At 72.1% G+C, this 15,524-nt stretch carries 12 protein-coding genes; 1 reads left to right on the top strand and 11 read right to left on the bottom strand.

Annotation, left to right across the window (positions count from 1 at the left end):
• Positions 1 to 10 precede the first annotated feature (10 nt).
• Both ACK8N7_RS24665 and ACK8N7_RS24670 read right to left on the bottom strand, forming a co-directional pair.
• Entirely contained in the window at positions 11 to 1,492 is a 1,482-nt protein-coding gene (locus ACK8N7_RS24665; protein ID WP_500444172.1) for a protein phosphatase 2C domain-containing protein, read from the bottom strand.
• Positions 1,493 to 1,494: 2 nt separating this feature from the next.
• Positions 1,495 to 4,023: a serine/threonine-protein kinase gene (locus tag ACK8N7_RS24670; protein WP_500444173.1), complete on the bottom strand. Its 2,529-nt coding sequence runs from the start codon at positions 4,021 to 4,023 to the stop codon at positions 1,495 to 1,497.
• 40 nt (positions 4,024 to 4,063) lie between these two features.
• On the opposite strand from ACK8N7_RS24670, the gene ACK8N7_RS24675 reads away from it, so the two are divergent.
• Positions 4,064 to 4,357: a hypothetical protein gene (locus ACK8N7_RS24675; RefSeq protein WP_457810820.1), complete on the top strand. Its 294-nt coding sequence runs from the start codon at positions 4,064 to 4,066 to the stop codon at positions 4,355 to 4,357.
• 34 nt (positions 4,358 to 4,391) lie between these two features.
• Here ACK8N7_RS24675 and ACK8N7_RS24680 read toward each other — a convergent pair whose 3' ends face one another.
• The 9 genes from ACK8N7_RS24680 to ACK8N7_RS24720 form a co-directional block, all read right to left on the bottom strand.
• Positions 4,392 to 5,762: a hypothetical protein gene (locus tag ACK8N7_RS24680; protein WP_403207990.1), complete on the bottom strand. Its 1,371-nt coding sequence runs from the start codon at positions 5,760 to 5,762 to the stop codon at positions 4,392 to 4,394.
• Positions 5,763 to 5,848: 86 nt separating this feature from the next.
• Entirely contained in the window at positions 5,849 to 6,898 is a 1,050-nt protein-coding gene (locus ACK8N7_RS24685) for a glutamate ABC transporter substrate-binding protein (protein ID WP_403207992.1), read from the bottom strand.
• Between the two features lie 11 nt (positions 6,899 to 6,909).
• Complete coding sequence (locus ACK8N7_RS24690) at positions 6,910 to 8,298, bottom strand: GlnX family signal transduction membrane protein (RefSeq protein WP_403207994.1); 1,389 nt, start codon at positions 8,296 to 8,298, stop codon at positions 6,910 to 6,912.
• 384 nt (positions 8,299 to 8,682) lie between these two features.
• A complete protein-coding gene (locus ACK8N7_RS24695; RefSeq protein ID WP_500444174.1) occupies positions 8,683 to 9,657 on the bottom strand; it encodes an N-acetylglucosamine kinase in 975 nt (324 codons plus the stop codon).
• The gene (locus ACK8N7_RS24700; RefSeq protein WP_403207998.1) at positions 9,648 to 10,913 is read right to left on the bottom strand and encodes a 6-phospho-beta-glucosidase; all 1,266 of its coding nucleotides are present in this window, start codon (positions 10,911 to 10,913) and stop codon (positions 9,648 to 9,650) included. The genes ACK8N7_RS24695 and ACK8N7_RS24700 overlap by 10 nt, the downstream gene beginning before the upstream one ends.
• 2 nt (positions 10,914 to 10,915) lie before the next feature.
• Complete coding sequence (locus tag ACK8N7_RS24705) at positions 10,916 to 11,818, bottom strand: carbohydrate ABC transporter permease (RefSeq protein WP_500444175.1); 903 nt, start codon at positions 11,816 to 11,818, stop codon at positions 10,916 to 10,918.
• Between the two features lie 3 nt (positions 11,819 to 11,821).
• Complete coding sequence (locus ACK8N7_RS24710) at positions 11,822 to 12,763, bottom strand: carbohydrate ABC transporter permease (RefSeq protein ID WP_403208002.1); 942 nt, start codon at positions 12,761 to 12,763, stop codon at positions 11,822 to 11,824.
• A gap of 7 nt (positions 12,764 to 12,770) precedes the next feature.
• A complete protein-coding gene (locus ACK8N7_RS24715) occupies positions 12,771 to 14,102 on the bottom strand; it encodes an ABC transporter substrate-binding protein (protein ID WP_500444176.1) in 1,332 nt (443 codons plus the stop codon).
• Between the two features lie 83 nt (positions 14,103 to 14,185).
• Positions 14,186 to 15,391 (bottom strand): ROK family transcriptional regulator, encoded by a 1,206-nt coding sequence (locus ACK8N7_RS24720; RefSeq protein ID WP_403208006.1) that lies wholly within the window; start codon positions 15,389 to 15,391, stop codon positions 14,186 to 14,188.
• Positions 15,392 to 15,524: the final 133 nt, after the last annotated feature.

Below are 15,524 nucleotides of genomic sequence, written 5' to 3' on the forward strand. Positions count from 1 at the left end.
TCCTTGAGGCTCAAACGGTGTTGCAGGCCGATCCTGCCCCCTGCTGCTCCACGGCGAACGGCAGCAGAGCCACTGTTACGTTGTCGTGGCCCCCGCCGTCGAGCGCGTGTCCGACGAGCACCTGGGCGCCGTGCAGCGGGCGCAGGTGGGCCTCCGGAGGCACGGCGGCGGCCATCTCCTCGGCGGATTCCGCGTAGTTCCACAGGCCGTCCGTGCAGACCACCACCAGACCGGGGCGGTCCGGCTTGAACGAGGCGGTGTGCGGCTCCAGTTCGTAGGAGTCGGCGCCGAGCCAGCCGGTGATGGCGTGGGCGCGCTCGTCCGCGTAAGCCTCGGCCTCGTTCATCAGGCCCGCCGCCACCATCTGCGCGGCCCATGAATCGTCCTCGGTGAGCCGGGCGGGCGGGCCCGTCCGGTCCTCCGGAACCCAGTAGACCCGGCTGTCGCCTACCCAGCCGACGACCAGCAGACCGCCTGCCATGATCGCGCCGACCAGGGTGCAGGCCGGGGCGTTCTGATGGCGGTGGGCCTCGTGCTCGGCCGCCCCGGGCGGATCCTGGGCCAGCACGTTGACCGCCTCGGACGCGGCGACGATCGCCTCGTGCATCGCCTGCTGCGGGTGCGTGCCACGCGGCAGGGACTCCAGCAGGGCCTCGTTGGCGGCGGCCGCGGCGGCCGCCGACGCCTCGTCGGGCCGGCTCGCCGAGGAGACGCCGTCGCAGACGATGGCGACGACGGCGGGCGAACCGTCCGGCAGCGCGGTCGAGGAGACCGCGAAGGAGTCCTCGTTACGGTGGTGGCGCAGGCCCCGGTCGCTGACGGCGGCCACCGAGCCGAGCTCCTGCTCCATGTGGTCGCGCTCGCGGGGCTGGGCGTGCCCGCAGTTCTCGCAGTACCCGTCGGGGTCCACCCGGCCGGACCGGCAGGCCACACAGACCTTCGTGCCGGCGGCGGGCGTCGGGGTGGGCTCCGCCGTACGGGGATCGGGCGCGGCCAGCGCGAAGTCGCCGGAGCTGTCGGGACTGTCGGAGCTGTCGGGACCGAAGGGGGATCCGGCGGGCTCGGTGGCGGGCTCCGCGGCGGCCGGAACCGCCGCCGCCCGGTCGTCGTGGCGCACCGGAGGCGTCGTCGGCAACGGCTTGCCGCCCGAGTCCGTGCCGGGCAGGTCCGTCGCCCGGTGCACGGGCGCGGGCACGTCGGAGCTGTCCGTCTCCGATGCGGCGGGCCACTGGACCGCCGCCACGGGGGGCGCGGGCGCGTCGGGTACGGGCGGGGCCGCCGACGGCGGTCCGGCAGGCGCGGGCGGGCCCGTCGGCGACAGGGCAGGTGCCGCCGGGGGCACGGTGATGGCCATCGTCGGCCGGTCGTCGGGGCGGGCCGGCACGGCCGAGAGGTCGTAGCCGCACGCACCGCAGAACAGGTCGCCGGACGCCGGCGGCTCCTCGCAGCCGGGGCACCTCGCCAGGGCGGGCTGCTGGTGGCTCTCTGACATCTTCACACCCACGTCCGGGGGCGGAAACGGTTGGCCCGCTCCACCAGTTCGATCCTCTCGTCGCCCCGCTGCGCGAGCCGGGCGAGCATGCGGTACGAGCGTTCGAGGCCCAACCGCAGTCCCCGCTCCTCCAGTTCGGCGTCGAGCAGCTTCCGGGTACCCGGAGGTGCGGCCGCCGATCCGCCCGGCGGCGGGGCGCCGGGACTACCGGAGAGTATCCAGTCCAGCGCCTTGCCCAGTACCTCGGTCGTCAACTGCTCGCGGCGCACCGGGTCCAGACCGAACCCGGTCAGCGCCGCCACCTGGACGGCGGCGGCCGTCAGATCGGCCAGCAGCGGCTCGGCGGGGTCCCGCTCCCGCAGCCGGGCGCGGACGGCCGTGACCCGGGCCGCCGTGTAGTGGATCGACGCCTCCGGCACCGACTCCAGGGTGTGGGCGGCCCCCGCCCGGTCCCCGACGGCGATCTGCACCCGGGCCAGGCCGAACGCGGCGCTCACGAAGCTCGGATCGGTCGCCCACACCAGGCGGTAGTACTCGGCGGCGTTGTCCAGCTGGCCCAGCACCTCCGCGCAGATCCCCAGCGCCAGCTTGGGCGCGGGCTCCCCGGGGAACGCGTCGTACACCGCGTCGAAGGAGAGCGCCGCGACCTCGTGGTCGCCGGTCACCAGCGAGGTGATGCCCCGGTACCAGACGACCCGCCAGTCGTCCGGGTGCCGGCCCTCCAGGTCGGTCAGCGCCCCTGCGGCGGAGTCCAGTTCGCGCATCTCCAGCCGGGCCCGCAGCTCCCGCAGCCGGGTCTCCAGCGAGGCCGCGGGCACCGCCTGCAGGGCCGCGATCAGCTCGGCGGGTGCGGAGGCCATCAGCCCGGCGAGGAACCCCGCGTTCGGGTCGTTCGCGTCGACCCGGGGGACCGGCAGCGCCAGGGCGGTGGCCCGCGCGTCGAACAGGGCGAGCCGTACACCTCCGGCGGTCGCCCCGAAGGGGCCGTACGGGCCGGACCGCGCGGCGGGTGAGGCCGTGCGGGGTGCAGGCACGGGGGCCTGCGCGGGGGGCGCGTACGCCGCCGCCGGGCCGCCGCCTTGAGAGCCGGCGTACGCACCGGCCTGAGGACCGGTCTCCGCACCACCCGGTACGCCGCTCTGCGGACCGCCCCGCACATGGGTCGCCGACGCCGTCAGCGGAGCCGCCCCCGCCCCCGGACCGGACGGCTGCCCGCCCATCGGAAGCGCACCGGCCACCGCCGACGTCACCGCCCCCGGAGCGACCGGCACACCGCCACCCTGACCCGGTACGCCACCACCGGGCACCGCACCGCCCTGCCCCGCAACTCCGCCGCCCTGCGCCGGAATGCCAGGCAGCGGGCCCGCACCGCCCTTGCGCCGCCCGAAGCGGCCACCGCGCCCCGTGGCCGCCGCCCGGGCGCCCAGCCGCGACACATCGTCCACCTGCTCGGCGAACAACACCGTGTCCGTCACCCGCAGTTCCGTACCGAACAGCGTCGACAGCGCCGGCCTCGGCCGCCCCGTCTGGAGCGCCACGACCTCGCGCAGCACCCCGGTCAGCTGCTCGGCCATCTCGGAGGCGGAGGCGAACCGCTGGGCCGGGTCCGGGTCGGTGGCCCGGACCAGCAGCCGGTAGAAGGACTCGTAGGTGCGGAAGACCTCGATGTTGTCGGGGTTCGGCAGCGAGTCCACGAAGACGTTCGTATATCCCTGGAAGTCGAACGTGAGGACCGCCAGCGTCCGCGCCACCGTGTACAGGTCGGAGGCGACCGACGGGCCGACCTCGGCGACCTCGGGGGCCTGGTAGCCGACGGTGCCGTAGATGGCGGACTCGTCGTCGTCCATCCGGCGGACCGCGCCCATGTCGATCAGCTTGAGCTGGTCCTCGGTCTGGATCGCGTTGTCGACCTTGAAGTCGCAGTAGAGCAGATTCCGGCTGTGCAGATGACCCAGCGCCTCCAGCGCCTCGATCCCGTACGCGCAGGCCTGCTCGACCGGCAGCGGGTCGCGCTTCCCGGCCGGGGTGCGGCGCTCGTTGGCGATCTCCTTGAGCGCCTTGCCGCCGACGTACTCCATGACGATGTACCCGTCGAGCGAACCGGTCCGCTGGTCCAGGTGCTCCACGAAGTTGTAGATCCGGACGATGTTGGCGTGCTCGATCTCGGCGAGGAAGCGGCGCTCGGAGATCGCCGCCGCCATCGCGTCCTGGTCGCCGGTGTCCAGCAGGCCCTTGAGGACCACCCAGCGGTCCGAGACGGCCCGGTCCACCGCGAGGTAGACCCAGCCGAGCCCGCCGTGCGCCAGGCAGCCCACGACCTCGTACTGGCCGTGCACGATGTCGCCGCCGGTCAGCTTCGGCACGAAGGAGTAGGGGTGGCCGCACTTGGTACAGAACCCCTCGGTGCGGCCCGGCCGGTCACCGCGCGAACGGCCCACCGGGGCCCCGCAGTCCGAGCGGGAGCAGAACCGCTTGCGCTCGGGCACCTCCGGGTTCTCCATCACCGCCGTACGCGGGTCGGGCCGGGGCACGTCGGGTACCTGCACCAGACCGACGCCGAGCCGCCCCCGGGTGGAGGAGGCGACCGACGAGCCCGAGGAGCGCACCGAGACCGAACGGGAGGTGGAGGAGCCGGAGAGCGAGCGTGACAGCCGCCCCGACACCGAGCGCCGCGAGGTCGACGAACGCGACGAGGAGCGCGCGGAGGCCCGGGAGGAGGAGCGCTGCGAGGAGCTGTCCCGGCTGCTCGCCCGCCCGCCGCCCGCGATCCCCGTGGGCGGCGAGGAGACCATGCCCGTCGGCGAGACGACCGGGGCCAGACCGCAGGTGTCGCAGTACAGCTCACCGCCGCCCATGTCCTCGTAGGCGCCCTCGCACGCCGGGCGCTGGCACTGCGTACTCATCGAATCTCCCCCTGGTCGCCCGGCCCGGACCCGCCCCGCCGGTCCTCGGGGCCGTCGGCCCCGTCGGGCGGGCGCGGTGTCAGCAGCTCGGCCGCCGCCTGCTGGTAGCGCAGCACGTTCTGCTCGGCCACCCGCAGATCGCACGGCGCGCTCCACAGCATCCGGCGCGCCGCGTCGTACCGCTCGATCAGCAGCGGATCCTCCGCCAGACCGTGCCGGGCCACCTTGGCCTTGTACGCGTCGAGCCGGCCGCGCAGCTCGGCGCGGACCGCCAGCGGGGCCGTCACCGAGGTCAGCGACTCCCGGGCGCGCAGCAGCTCCTCCTCGGCCTCCTGCTCCAGCGACTCCAGGAGCGGGGAGAGCCGGTTCCACTGGGCGCGCCTGCGGTACTCGGACGCGATGTCCAGCCGCTCCTGGAGGGCGGTCGCCGGTCCGCTGACGGCGGGCACCTCGGAGGCGGCGATCTTGGCCAGCACTTCGCCGCGCGCCGCCCGGGCCTCGGTCAGCGTGCGGTCGGCCCGCGAGAGCACGTCCCGCAGCCGCATCAGCCGCGCCTCGGCGTCCTGCCGCACCGCGAGCACCGCCTCGATCTCCCGCCGTACGTCCTCCAGGGCGCGGGCCGCCCGGTCGTAGCGGGAGGTGTCCGGGCGTCCGCCGCCGGGCGCGGCGCTGCCGGGGCCCGGCAGCCAGAACGCCAGCGGGTCGGAGATCACCTGCACCCGCAGGGTGGTGAGCTCCTCGGTGATCTCCGCCAGGTCGTCCCCGGCAGGGTGCTCACCGGGGCGCACGCCCACCGAGTGGGCCAGCGAACGGGTCCGGTGCAGCTCGGCGGCGAGGAGGTCGATCCGGGCGGGCAGCGCCGACCAGACGGAGTCCGAGGCGACGACCATGTCCAGCGACCTGGCGTACAGCTCGTTCATCCGGGCGACCAGCTCCTGGAGCGAGAACCGCTCGGAGAGCCGGGCCGGGCCCGTCACCGAAGAGGGCGGCAGGGCGCCGGGATTGGCCACGGTGACCGCGTCGCCGCGCAGCAGCTCGGTCAGGGCGACCAGGTCCTCCCGGTTCGGGTGGCGGCGGCGGGCCCGTATCTCCCTGGCCTCCTCCCGCGCACCCGCGTAGGCGTCGAAGTACTCCCACAGCAGCGTGATCGACTGCTCGGTCGTGGCCCAGCGGTCCCGGGTGATCCCGGTCAGTTCGGCGCCCTCCAGGAGGCGGCGGCCCGCATGGTCCTGCAGGGCGAGGAGCGAGGTCTCGATGGCCTCGTGCTCCGCGCCGAGCCGGGCCAGCGCCCGGTCCGCCTCTTCCCGGTCCATGACCGGGCCGGGGGGCCTCCCCGCGAAGCTGGGGAAGGATCCCGCGACGCCCATCGATCACCTCTCCGCTCTCGCCGCCGGGCCGGTGGGCCCGGACGGGATCAGTTGCTCCGGTATGTACGCGCCCCGGCGCGCCGGGGTCACTCGCTGCGGTACTTCGGGGCCGGTGGCGCCGTGATGCCGGGCAGTCCGGCCGCCAGCCACTTGCGGTACGACACCATCCAGGCGCTGTCCGCCCCGCCCGCCCGGTAGTCGACCAGGACCTTGTTGACCCGGGCCACCAGATCGTCGGCACCCTTCTTCGCCGCCACGCCGTAGTACTCGGTGGTGAACGGCCCCGCGCCCTTGAGGGCCACCGCCGGGTCCTGTGCCGCCTGCCCGGCGCCGAGGGCGTTGTCCGTGAGGACGGCGTCGACCTCACCGAGCTGGAGCCGGACCAGGCAGTCCAGCTGGTTGGGGACGGTCAGCTGGTCCCGGTCCCGCTCGGTGCCGTCGGACTCGTCCTTGAATATCGCCCCGTACGACTCCTTCTCCAGCGCCTCGTACGCGGTGGTGCCCTCGCCGGAGCAGACCCGCTTGCCCTTCAGCGATCCGTCGTACCCCGTGATGGCGGAGGCCTTGGGGGCCAGGATCTGCTGGCCGGTCCGGAAGTAGGCGGTGGAGAAGGAGACCTGCTCCAGCCGCTTGCAGTTGATGGTCATCGTCCGCACGATGACGTCGACCCGGTCCCTCTCCAGGGCGGCGATGCGCTGGTTGGTCGGGATGGCCCGGAAGATCACCGCGTTCGGGTCGCCGAGGATGTCCTTGGCCAGCGCCCGCACGAGGTCGATGTCGAACCCTTCCAGCTCACCGCTGTAGGGGTTGCGGTACCCCCAGCGGAAGCTGTTCTGGTCGACGCCCGCGACCAGCTTCCCGCGCGCCTTGATCTTCGCGATGCCCGGCCCGTCCGCCGCCGAGGGCGGCAGGCTCGCCTCCGGATCGGTGCACGCCTCGGCCCGCGCCGGGAAGGCCGCCGCCGTCCCGCCGCCGACCGTGTCCGCCTCCGCGGTCCGCCCGCCGTGCCGGGAGAGCGGCAGCAGGGTGAGCGACGCGGTGATCACGCACGCCACCGCCATCCCCGTCACCCCGCCCCAGCCACGCAGCCCGCCCCGCGCGGGGCGGTGCCGTGTCCCCGTTCTCGCCCTGGTCATCGCTGCCCCTCTCACCGGTACTCCGAGAGCCTGCGGTTGACCCCGAGGATCGCGGCGACCGCTCCCAGCACCGCCAGCGCGGCGGCTCCTGTCGGCAGGCCGCGCAGGGCCCCGCGCCCGTCCTCGGCGGCCGAGGTGAACTCGCCCTGCTCATGGGCGAGCGCCTTCCGCAGCGCGGTGTCCACCTGCTGGAAGGACTGCCCCGTGGAGTCCTCGGCGCCGATGATCTGCTTCAGCGCACCGTCGTAGTCGCCCCGGTCGTCCGTGGCGCGCGCCTTGCGGTGGCGCTCCTGCCACTCGGTGACGCTCCTGGCGGCCTCGGCCACCGGGGCGCTGCCGCTCTTGTCGTCCGCGAGCTGTCCGGCCTGCTTCAGCTGCGCCTTGAGGGCCTTCATGCCCGTGGTGTAGTCCGTCTCGTACTGGTCGGCCGAACCGTCGGCGGTCAGCACGGCGCCGCGCGCCACCAGCGTGAGGTTCTCGTTGGCGCGCGCCTTCAGGGAGTTGATCCGCGCGTTGTTGAGGACATCGAGCGACTCCTGGCCGTGCGTCATCGCGGACCGCAGCTCGGTGCGGGCCACCGTGTGCCCCACCGCCAGCCAGAGCAGCACCACCGAGGCGGCGGCCGTCGCCACCAGCAGTCCGTGGTTGAACACCCGGTTGGTGCGGCGGTAGTTGCGGCGCTGCATCCACACCAGCGCGCCCAGCACCACGATTCCGGAGGCGAGCGAGAGGAAGGGCCACTGCCGGGCGTCGGCGGAGTCCCGGTCGAGCCGGCCCGTCTCCGCCGCGTACAGCCGCTCGGCGGCGGGCAACAGCTCGTTCGTCATCTTCTGGTTGGCGTACCGCAGATAGGCGCCGCCCAGCGGCAGCCCCTGCCGGTTGTTGGCGCGGGCCCGCTCGATCAGGCCGGTGTAGACGGGCAGCAGCTCGTTGAGGGTGGTGATCTCCTGCCAGGAGCTGGTCGAGGCGTCGGTGTTCGCCGATGCCTTCACCAGCAGCCGTGCCGCTTCCTCGATGTCCTTGCGGTACTGGTCCTGGACGGCCTTCGGCTCCTGGGCCCCCGCGAGGAAGCCGCCGGCCGCCATCGTGTCCGCGTCGGCGAGCGAGCGGTAGATGTTCGCCGCGTCCGCGCTGAGCGGCTGGCTGCGCCCCACCACGTCGTCGGCGGCGGAGGAGCGGTGCGAGATCTCCAGGGCGGTCACCGCCCCGAACGCCAGGACCAGCAGCGCCAGCACGGCCCCGATGATCTGGAGGCGGCCGGGCTCGGTCGTCGCCACGGCGCGCAGCCGCCGGCTCTGCACCGCCCAGGTGCTCGGCCGCTGTGCGGGCAGGCCGATGGGCGCGGGCGCCTGCTCCGGCGCGCGCTGCGTCTGCGGGCCGCCCTGCGGCAGCTGTGTCACTCGACCTCCCCCTCGGTCACTGACGGTGCCCCGGACCCCGGCCGATCGGGGCCGGCGCCCGGCCAGAAGTATGGCCGCAGGGACGGACATTCACCTGAAGAACGCCTGGATCCCGCACCGGTCAACGCATTCGATCAGGGCGAACGCGGCCGATCAAGGCGATCGGCGCAACGTGCCCCGAAACATCCCCATAAGCGAACCGGCCCCCGTCGGCGGCTTCCCACGACCGCCCGGCCGTCCAGCCGTCCCCCGGCTTTCCGGACTCCCCATCAGGTACACGAGCGGGACGCCCGATCGGTTCCCCGGCCCGCTCGCGTTCCCCCGAACGAGGGGCGTCCCGCCGCGTGAACGCGACGGGACGCCCCGGCAGGTTGTGCCGGAGGCTCAGGCGTACTGTGCCCGGAGCCGGCGGTGGACCTCGGGCGCCGCCCCCGTACGGTCCAGGCCCAGCAGAGCGGCCCCCAGCACCGGCGGCTCGGACACCACCCGCACGACCGCCTTCGGGGCTCGCGCCGACAGCAGTTCGGCGATCCGGTCGTTCAGCTGCGGATGGCGCGCGGCCAGCACGCTGCCGCCCAGCAGCACCGGCGCCGCCTCCTCCAGCAGGCCCAGGCGGGTCAGCGCCACCGACGCCATCGCCACCACCTCCTCGGCCTGCTGCTCCACCACCGCGGTTGCCACCGGGTCCCCCGCGGCGGCCGTGGCGAACAGCACCGGCGTCAGCTCGTGCCGCCTGGCCAGCGGGATCGTGCCCCGGTGCAGCGCCTCGATCAGCGCGTACATCGAGTCCAGCCCGAAGTTGGCCGGCAGCGTACGGGCCAGCTCGGTCGGCTCACCGCGTCCGTCCTCGGCGCGCGCGGCGAACCACAGCGCCTCCTCCGCGAGCCCCCCGCCGCCGCCCCAGTCGCCGGATATCCGGCCGATCGCGGGGAAGCGGGCGGTCCGCCCGTCCGGCACCATGCCCACGCAGTTGATCCCGGCCCCGCAGACCACCGCGACGCCCCGGGGCTCGTCCACCCCCGCGCGCAGGATCGCGAAGGTGTCGTTGCGCACCTCGACCGACGCCGCCCAGCCGCGGGCCTCCAGGGCCTCGGCCAGCTCGGCCTCCTCGACCGGCAGGTCGGCGTTGGCCAGGCACGCGGAGAGGTGGCCGGGAGAGCCGGGCGCGGACGGCAGTTCCGCGACCGCCCGGTCCAGGACCGAGCCCAGCACGTCGAGCGCCGCCTCCACTCCGACGAGGGGCGGCTGGAAGCCCGCGCCCCGGGCCTTGGCCAGGATCGTGCCGTCCGCACCGATCAACGCCACATCGGTCTTGCTGTTGCCCGCGTCGACGGCGATGACCGAGACGTTCACGCCCACGCGAGGTGCTCCCGGTTGTGCGCGATCAGCCGGTCGGTGAGCCCCTCGGCGTAGTCGTACTGCCCGATCAGCGGGTGGGCGAGCAGTGCCTTGAAGACCCGGTCCCGGCCACCGCGCAGCGCGGCTTCCAGGGCGAGGTCCTCGTACGCCGTCACGTTGGCGATGAGACCGGCGTACAGCGGGTCCAGCGCGGGCACGGCCAGCGGGGTCGCACCGCCGTGGTCCACCCGGGCCTGCACCTCGATGACCGCGTCGTCCGGGAGGAACGGCAGCGTCCCGTTGTTGTACGTGTTCACCACCTGGACCGGCGAACCGCCGCCGCCCAGCAGGGAGGCCGCGAGGTCCACGGCCGCCTCCGAGTAGAACGCCCCGCCGCGCTTGGCGAGCAGCTCGGGCTTCGTATCCAGCGTGGGGTCGCCGTACATCGCCAGCAGCTCCTTCTCCATCGCCGCGACCTCGGCGGCGCGGGACGGCTTGGTGCCGAGCTCCCGCACGACCTCGTCGTGGGCGTAGAAGTAGCGCAGGTAGTACGAGGGGACGACGCCGAGCCGGTCCACTATCTGGCGCGGCATGTGGAGGTCGTCCGCTATGGCGTCACCGTGCTCGGCCAGCAGCTTCGGCAGCACGTTCTCGCCGTCCGGGCCGCCCAGGCGCACGCCCAGCTCCCAGGTGAGGTGGTTGAGCCCGACGTGGTCCAGGTGGACCTCGGAGGGGTTCACGTCCAGCAGCCGGGCGAACTTGCGCTGGAAGCCGATCGCCACGTTGCACAGGCCGACCGCCTTGTGCCCGGCCTGGAGCAGGGCCCGGGTGACGATGCCGACCGGGTTGGTGAAGTCGATGATCCAGGCGTCCGGGTTGGTGCGGCGCACCCGCTCGGCGATGTCCAGCACGACCGGCACGGTCCGCAGCGCCTTGGCGAGACCGCCGGCGCCGGTGGTCTCCTGGCCGATGCAGCCGCACTCCAGCGGCCAGGTCTCGTCCTTGTTCCGCGCGGCCTGTCCGCCGACGCGGAGCTGGAGGAGGACGGCGTCGGCGCCGGCCACGCCCGCGTCCAGGTCGGTGGTGGTGGTGATCTTCCCGGCGTGGTCCTGCTTGGCGAAGATCCGCCGGGCCAGGCCGCCGACCAGTTCGAGCCGGTCGGCCGCCGGGTCGACGAGCACCAGCTCCTCGACCGGCAGCGTGTCCCGCAACCGGGCGAAGCCGTCGATCAGTTCAGGGGTGTAGGTGGACCCGCCACCAACTACTGCGAGCTTCATTGTCAGCCCTTTACTCCGGTGAGTGTGACGCCCTCGACGAATGCCTTCTGAGCGAAGAAGAAGACGGCGATCACGGGGGCCATGACCAGAACGGTCGCGGCCATGGTCAGGTTCCAGTCGGTGTGGTGTGCGCCCTTGAAGGATTCCAGGCCGTAACTGAGCGTCCAGGCGGCCGGGTTCTCGGAGGCGTAGATCTGTGGTCCGAAGTAGTCGTTCCAGGCGGCGAAGAACTGGAAGAGGGCGATGGCCGCGATACCGGGCTTGGCCATCGGCAGGACGACCTTCATCAGGGTACGGAACTCACCGCAGCCGTCCACCTTGGCCGCGTCCAGGTACTCGTTCGGGATGGTCAGGAGGAACTGCCGCAGCAGGAAGATGGAGAACGCGTCACCGAAGGCCATCGGGATGATCAGCGGCCAGAGGGTGCCGGAGAGGTCCATCTGCTTCGCCCAGAACAGGTACATGGGGATGATGACGACCTGCGGCGGCAGCATCATCATCGAGATGACGAGCATCAGGGACAGCTTGCGGCCGCGGAAGCGGAACTTCGCCAGCGCGTACGCCACGGGGATCGACGACACGACGGTGAGTACGGTGCCGAGTCCCGCGTACAAGAGGGTGTTGCGCCACCAGATAAGGAAGCCGGGCGTCTCGAAGGCCTTCTTGTAGTTGCCCCACTCCCAGGTGTTGGGGGTCAGGTCGCGGGTCAGCGCCTGCTGGTCGTTCATCAGCGAGGTGAGCACCACGAAGACGAACGGCAGCACGAAGAAGAGCGCGGCGGCGATCCCGAGCGAGTGAACGGCGATCCAGTGCAGCAGCGCCTTGCGGCGTGCGGTGCGGGCGGCGGGCGTGTGCGGGGCCTTTGCCGGGGAGGCGGGGGCGGGCTTGTCGAGTAGTTGGGTCATGGCTCAGTCACCGGCCTGGATCAGGTTGTTGCGGCCCCGCATGAGCAGCGCGGTGAAGGCCATGGCCAGGGCGAACAGGATGAGGGCGACGACGCAGGCGGCGCCGTAGTCGAAGCGCTGGAAGCCGAGGTTGTAGACGAGCTGGGGGAGCGTCAGTGTCGACTTGTCGGGATAGCCGGGTTCGAAGGACTGGCCGGAGCCGCCGATGACTCCGGAGGCGACCTTTCCGGCCACCAGGGGTTGGGTGTAGTACTGCATCGCCTGGATGACGCCCGTCACCACGGCGAACAGGACGATCGGCGCGATGTTCGGCAGGGTCACGAAGCGGAACCTCTGCCAGGCGGAGGCGCCGTCCAGCTCGGCCGCCTCGTACTGTTCGGTCGGCACGTCCAGCAGCGAGGCCATGAAGATGACCATCAGGTCCCCGATGCCCCAGACCGCGAGCATGGTGAGGGCCGGTTTGGACCAGGCGGCGTCGTTGAACCAGCCGGGCGTCGGCAGCCCCAGCTCCCCGAGGATCGCGTTGACCGGCCCGGTGCCGGGGTTGAGCAGGAAGACGAAGGCGAGTGTCGCTGCGACGGGCGGGGCCAGGTAGGGCAGGTAGAACAGGGTCCGGAAGACGCCCGTCCCCGTCTTGATCCTGGTGATCAGCAGGCCGATGCCGAGCCCGAAGACGACCCGGCAGGTGACCATGACGACCACCAGCCAGAGCGTGTTCCACAGCGACGGCCAGAACATCGGATAGTCCCGGAAGACGTACGTCCAGTTCGTCAGCCCGTTGAAGACCGGCGCCCCGAACCCGTCGTACGACGTGAAGGAGAAGTAGACCGTCGAGACCATCGGGTACGCGAAGAAGACCGAGAACCCGATCAGCCACGGCGACATGAAGGCCGCGTTCCGCAGCGTCGATCTGCGGCGCTTGGAGCGGAGTGTGTGCGTCGTCATCGTCGGGCTACTTGGCCTTGGCGATGTCGGTGTCGATCTGCTTCGCGGTCTTCTCCAGGCCGGCCTGGAGGTCCTTCACCGCGCCCTTCTCGTACTGGTAGCCGAAGTCCTGGAGGGTCAGCTGGTACGCCGCACCGTTGACGGCCCCGTCGGGGGTGTTGGACTTCGGGTGCTGGGCGATGTCGAGGAACGTCTTGAAGCGCGGGTCGAACTTCAGGCCGGGCGACTTCAGCGCCTCGAAGGTGGAGGGCACGTTACGGATGCCGTTGGCGAAGTTGACGACCGCCTCGGTGTCGCTGGTCATGTACTTCACCAGCTCCCACGCGGCGTTCTGCTTCTTGCTGGCCGGGGCGATGCCCACGATGGTGCCGGAGAGGAAGCCCTTGCCGTAGCTGTCCGCCTCGTCGTCGGCGACGGGCATCGGGGCGACCCCGATCTCGAAGCCGACCCCGGCGTCCTCGGCCATCCCGAGCCGCCACTCGCCGTCCAGCTGCATGGCCACCTGGCCGGTGTGGAACGGGTGCTTGGCGCCCCACTCGTCACCGAAGGTGCCGCGGTACTTCTCCAGCTTGTCGTAGCCGCCGAGGGTCTCCACGAGCTTCTTCTGGTACGTGAACATCTCCGCGAACGCCGGGTCCTTGGCGATGTTCGACTTGCCGTTCTCGTCGAAGTACGTGTGGTCCCACGAGGACAGGTAGTGGTCGGCGACCGTCTCGTAGCCGTGGAAGGTGGGCATGAAGCCGAGCTGCTGGTAGCTGTCGCCCTTCTCCACCGTCAGCTTCTTGGCCACGCTAGCCAGTTCGGACATCGTCTTCGGCGGCGCGGTGATCCCGGCCTTCTCGAAGGCGTCCTTGTTGTAGTAGAGACCGTAGGCGTCCGTGAGCAGCGGCAGGGCGCAGCGCTTGCCCTCGAACTGGGTGTAGTCGAGGAGGACCTTCGGGAACGTCTTCTCCAGGTCCAGCTTCGACTTCTCGATGAACGGCTTCAGGTCGGCGAAGGCGCCGGACGAGCAGAACTTGCCGACGTTGGAGGTGGTGAAGGAGGAGACCACGTCGGGCCCGTTCGAACCGCCCGCGCGCAGCGACTGGTTGAGCTTGTCGTCGTTGATGTTGCCGGAGACCTTCACCGTGATGTTCGGGTGGGCCTTCATGAACCGGTCGACGTTGTCCTTGACCGCCTTGACCTCGGCAGGAGAGCTCCAGCCGTGCCAGAAGTTGATCGTGGTCTTCGCCTTCGGGTCGTCGGTCCCTCCGGCCTCGGTCTGGCCGGTACACGAGGTGGCGAGCACCGATATCGCGGCGACGGCGACAGCGGTGGCGGTGAGACGGTTTGTGCGCATGACAAAGCTCCCAGGGGCGGGGAAGAGAAGCAGACGACAGGGGCGGGGGAGGAAACGGGGGCAGGGACGGGGGAATCGGTGGGTCAGCGCGAGGTGTCGAACACTTCGTCGCGGGTGTCGGCGAGCGCCCTCTCCAGGGCGCCGCGCAGCACGGGGGTGCGGTCGATCTCGCCGACGACCAGCCGGGGCCGGGAGGCGGCGAGCTCGGCCAGCTCGGACTGGATCAGGGAGCGCAGGACCTCGCCGCCCGCGACGACCGCACAGCCGGACAGCACGATCAGCCCGGGGTCCAGGACGGCGGTGACGGAGGCGAGGCCGGTGGCGAGCCGGTGGGCGTACTGGCCCAGCAGCTCGGTCAGCGCCTCGTCCTGCTCGTACGCGGCGGCCGCCCGCTCCAGCAGGGTGGCGGCGGCCTTCGCGTACGGCTGCTGCGGGGTGTCGATGCCGAGCGCCTTCGCGAGCCGGGGCACCGACTGGGCGCCCGCCAGCTCCTGGAAGCCGCCGCTGTTGGCCTTGACGACCTGGCGTACGAGGGGGGTCCCGGGCACCGGCAGGAAGCCGACCTCGCCCGCACCGCCGGTGAAGCCGCGGTGCAGGCGCCCGTTGATGACGAGGGCGGCGCCCAGGCCCTCCTCGTTCCAGAGCAGAACGAAGTCGTCGTGGCCGCGGGCCGCACCGAGACGCTGCTCGGCGACGGCGACCAGGTTGACGTCGTTCTCGTACTCCACCGGCATCGGGAGGTACGCGGCCAGCTCGTCCAGGAGGGTGGGGGAGTGCCAGCCGGGCAGGTGCGACGCGTACCGCAGCCGCCCGGTGCTCGGGTCGAAGGCGCCCGGGGTGCCGATGACGACCCGGTGGATGTCGGCACGGGTGAGCCCGGCCTCCTTCACCGCCCCGTCCAGCGCGTCGGCCACCTGGCGCACCACGCTGTCGGCACGCCGGCCGGGAGTCGCCAGCTCGAACTGCCCGACCGTGCTGCCGGTCACGTCCGCGACGGCGGCGACGATGCGCCGCTCGTTCACATCGAGCCCGGCCACATGGGCGGCGCGCGCGTTCACCATGTAGAGCTGCGCGTTGGGCCCGGGGCGCCCCTCGCTGGTCCCGGTGGCGACGACCAGACCGGCCGCCTCCAGCCGGGCCAGGAGCTGCGAGGCGGTGGGCTTGGACAGGCCCGTCAGCTTGCCGATCCGGGTGCGGGAGAGCGGGCCGTGCTCCAGCAGCAGATCGAGGGCGGCCCGGTCGTTCATGGCCCGCAGTACCCGGGGGGTGCCCGGTGTGGTTCCCGTCATCGTGGACGCACCCACCCTTGTCGACTCTGTTAGGAAACTTTCCTATTCTGGGAGGACCGTAAGACGCAGGTCACCGGGGCGTCAATGGGCACCGCCTCTCCGGCAATCAAAGTGTTACCTCGCACGCAAACGC

It is taken from the genome of Streptomyces griseobrunneus, assembly GCF_046713465.1.
Lineage (GTDB): Bacteria > Actinomycetota > Actinomycetes > Streptomycetales > Streptomycetaceae > Streptomyces > Streptomyces microflavus.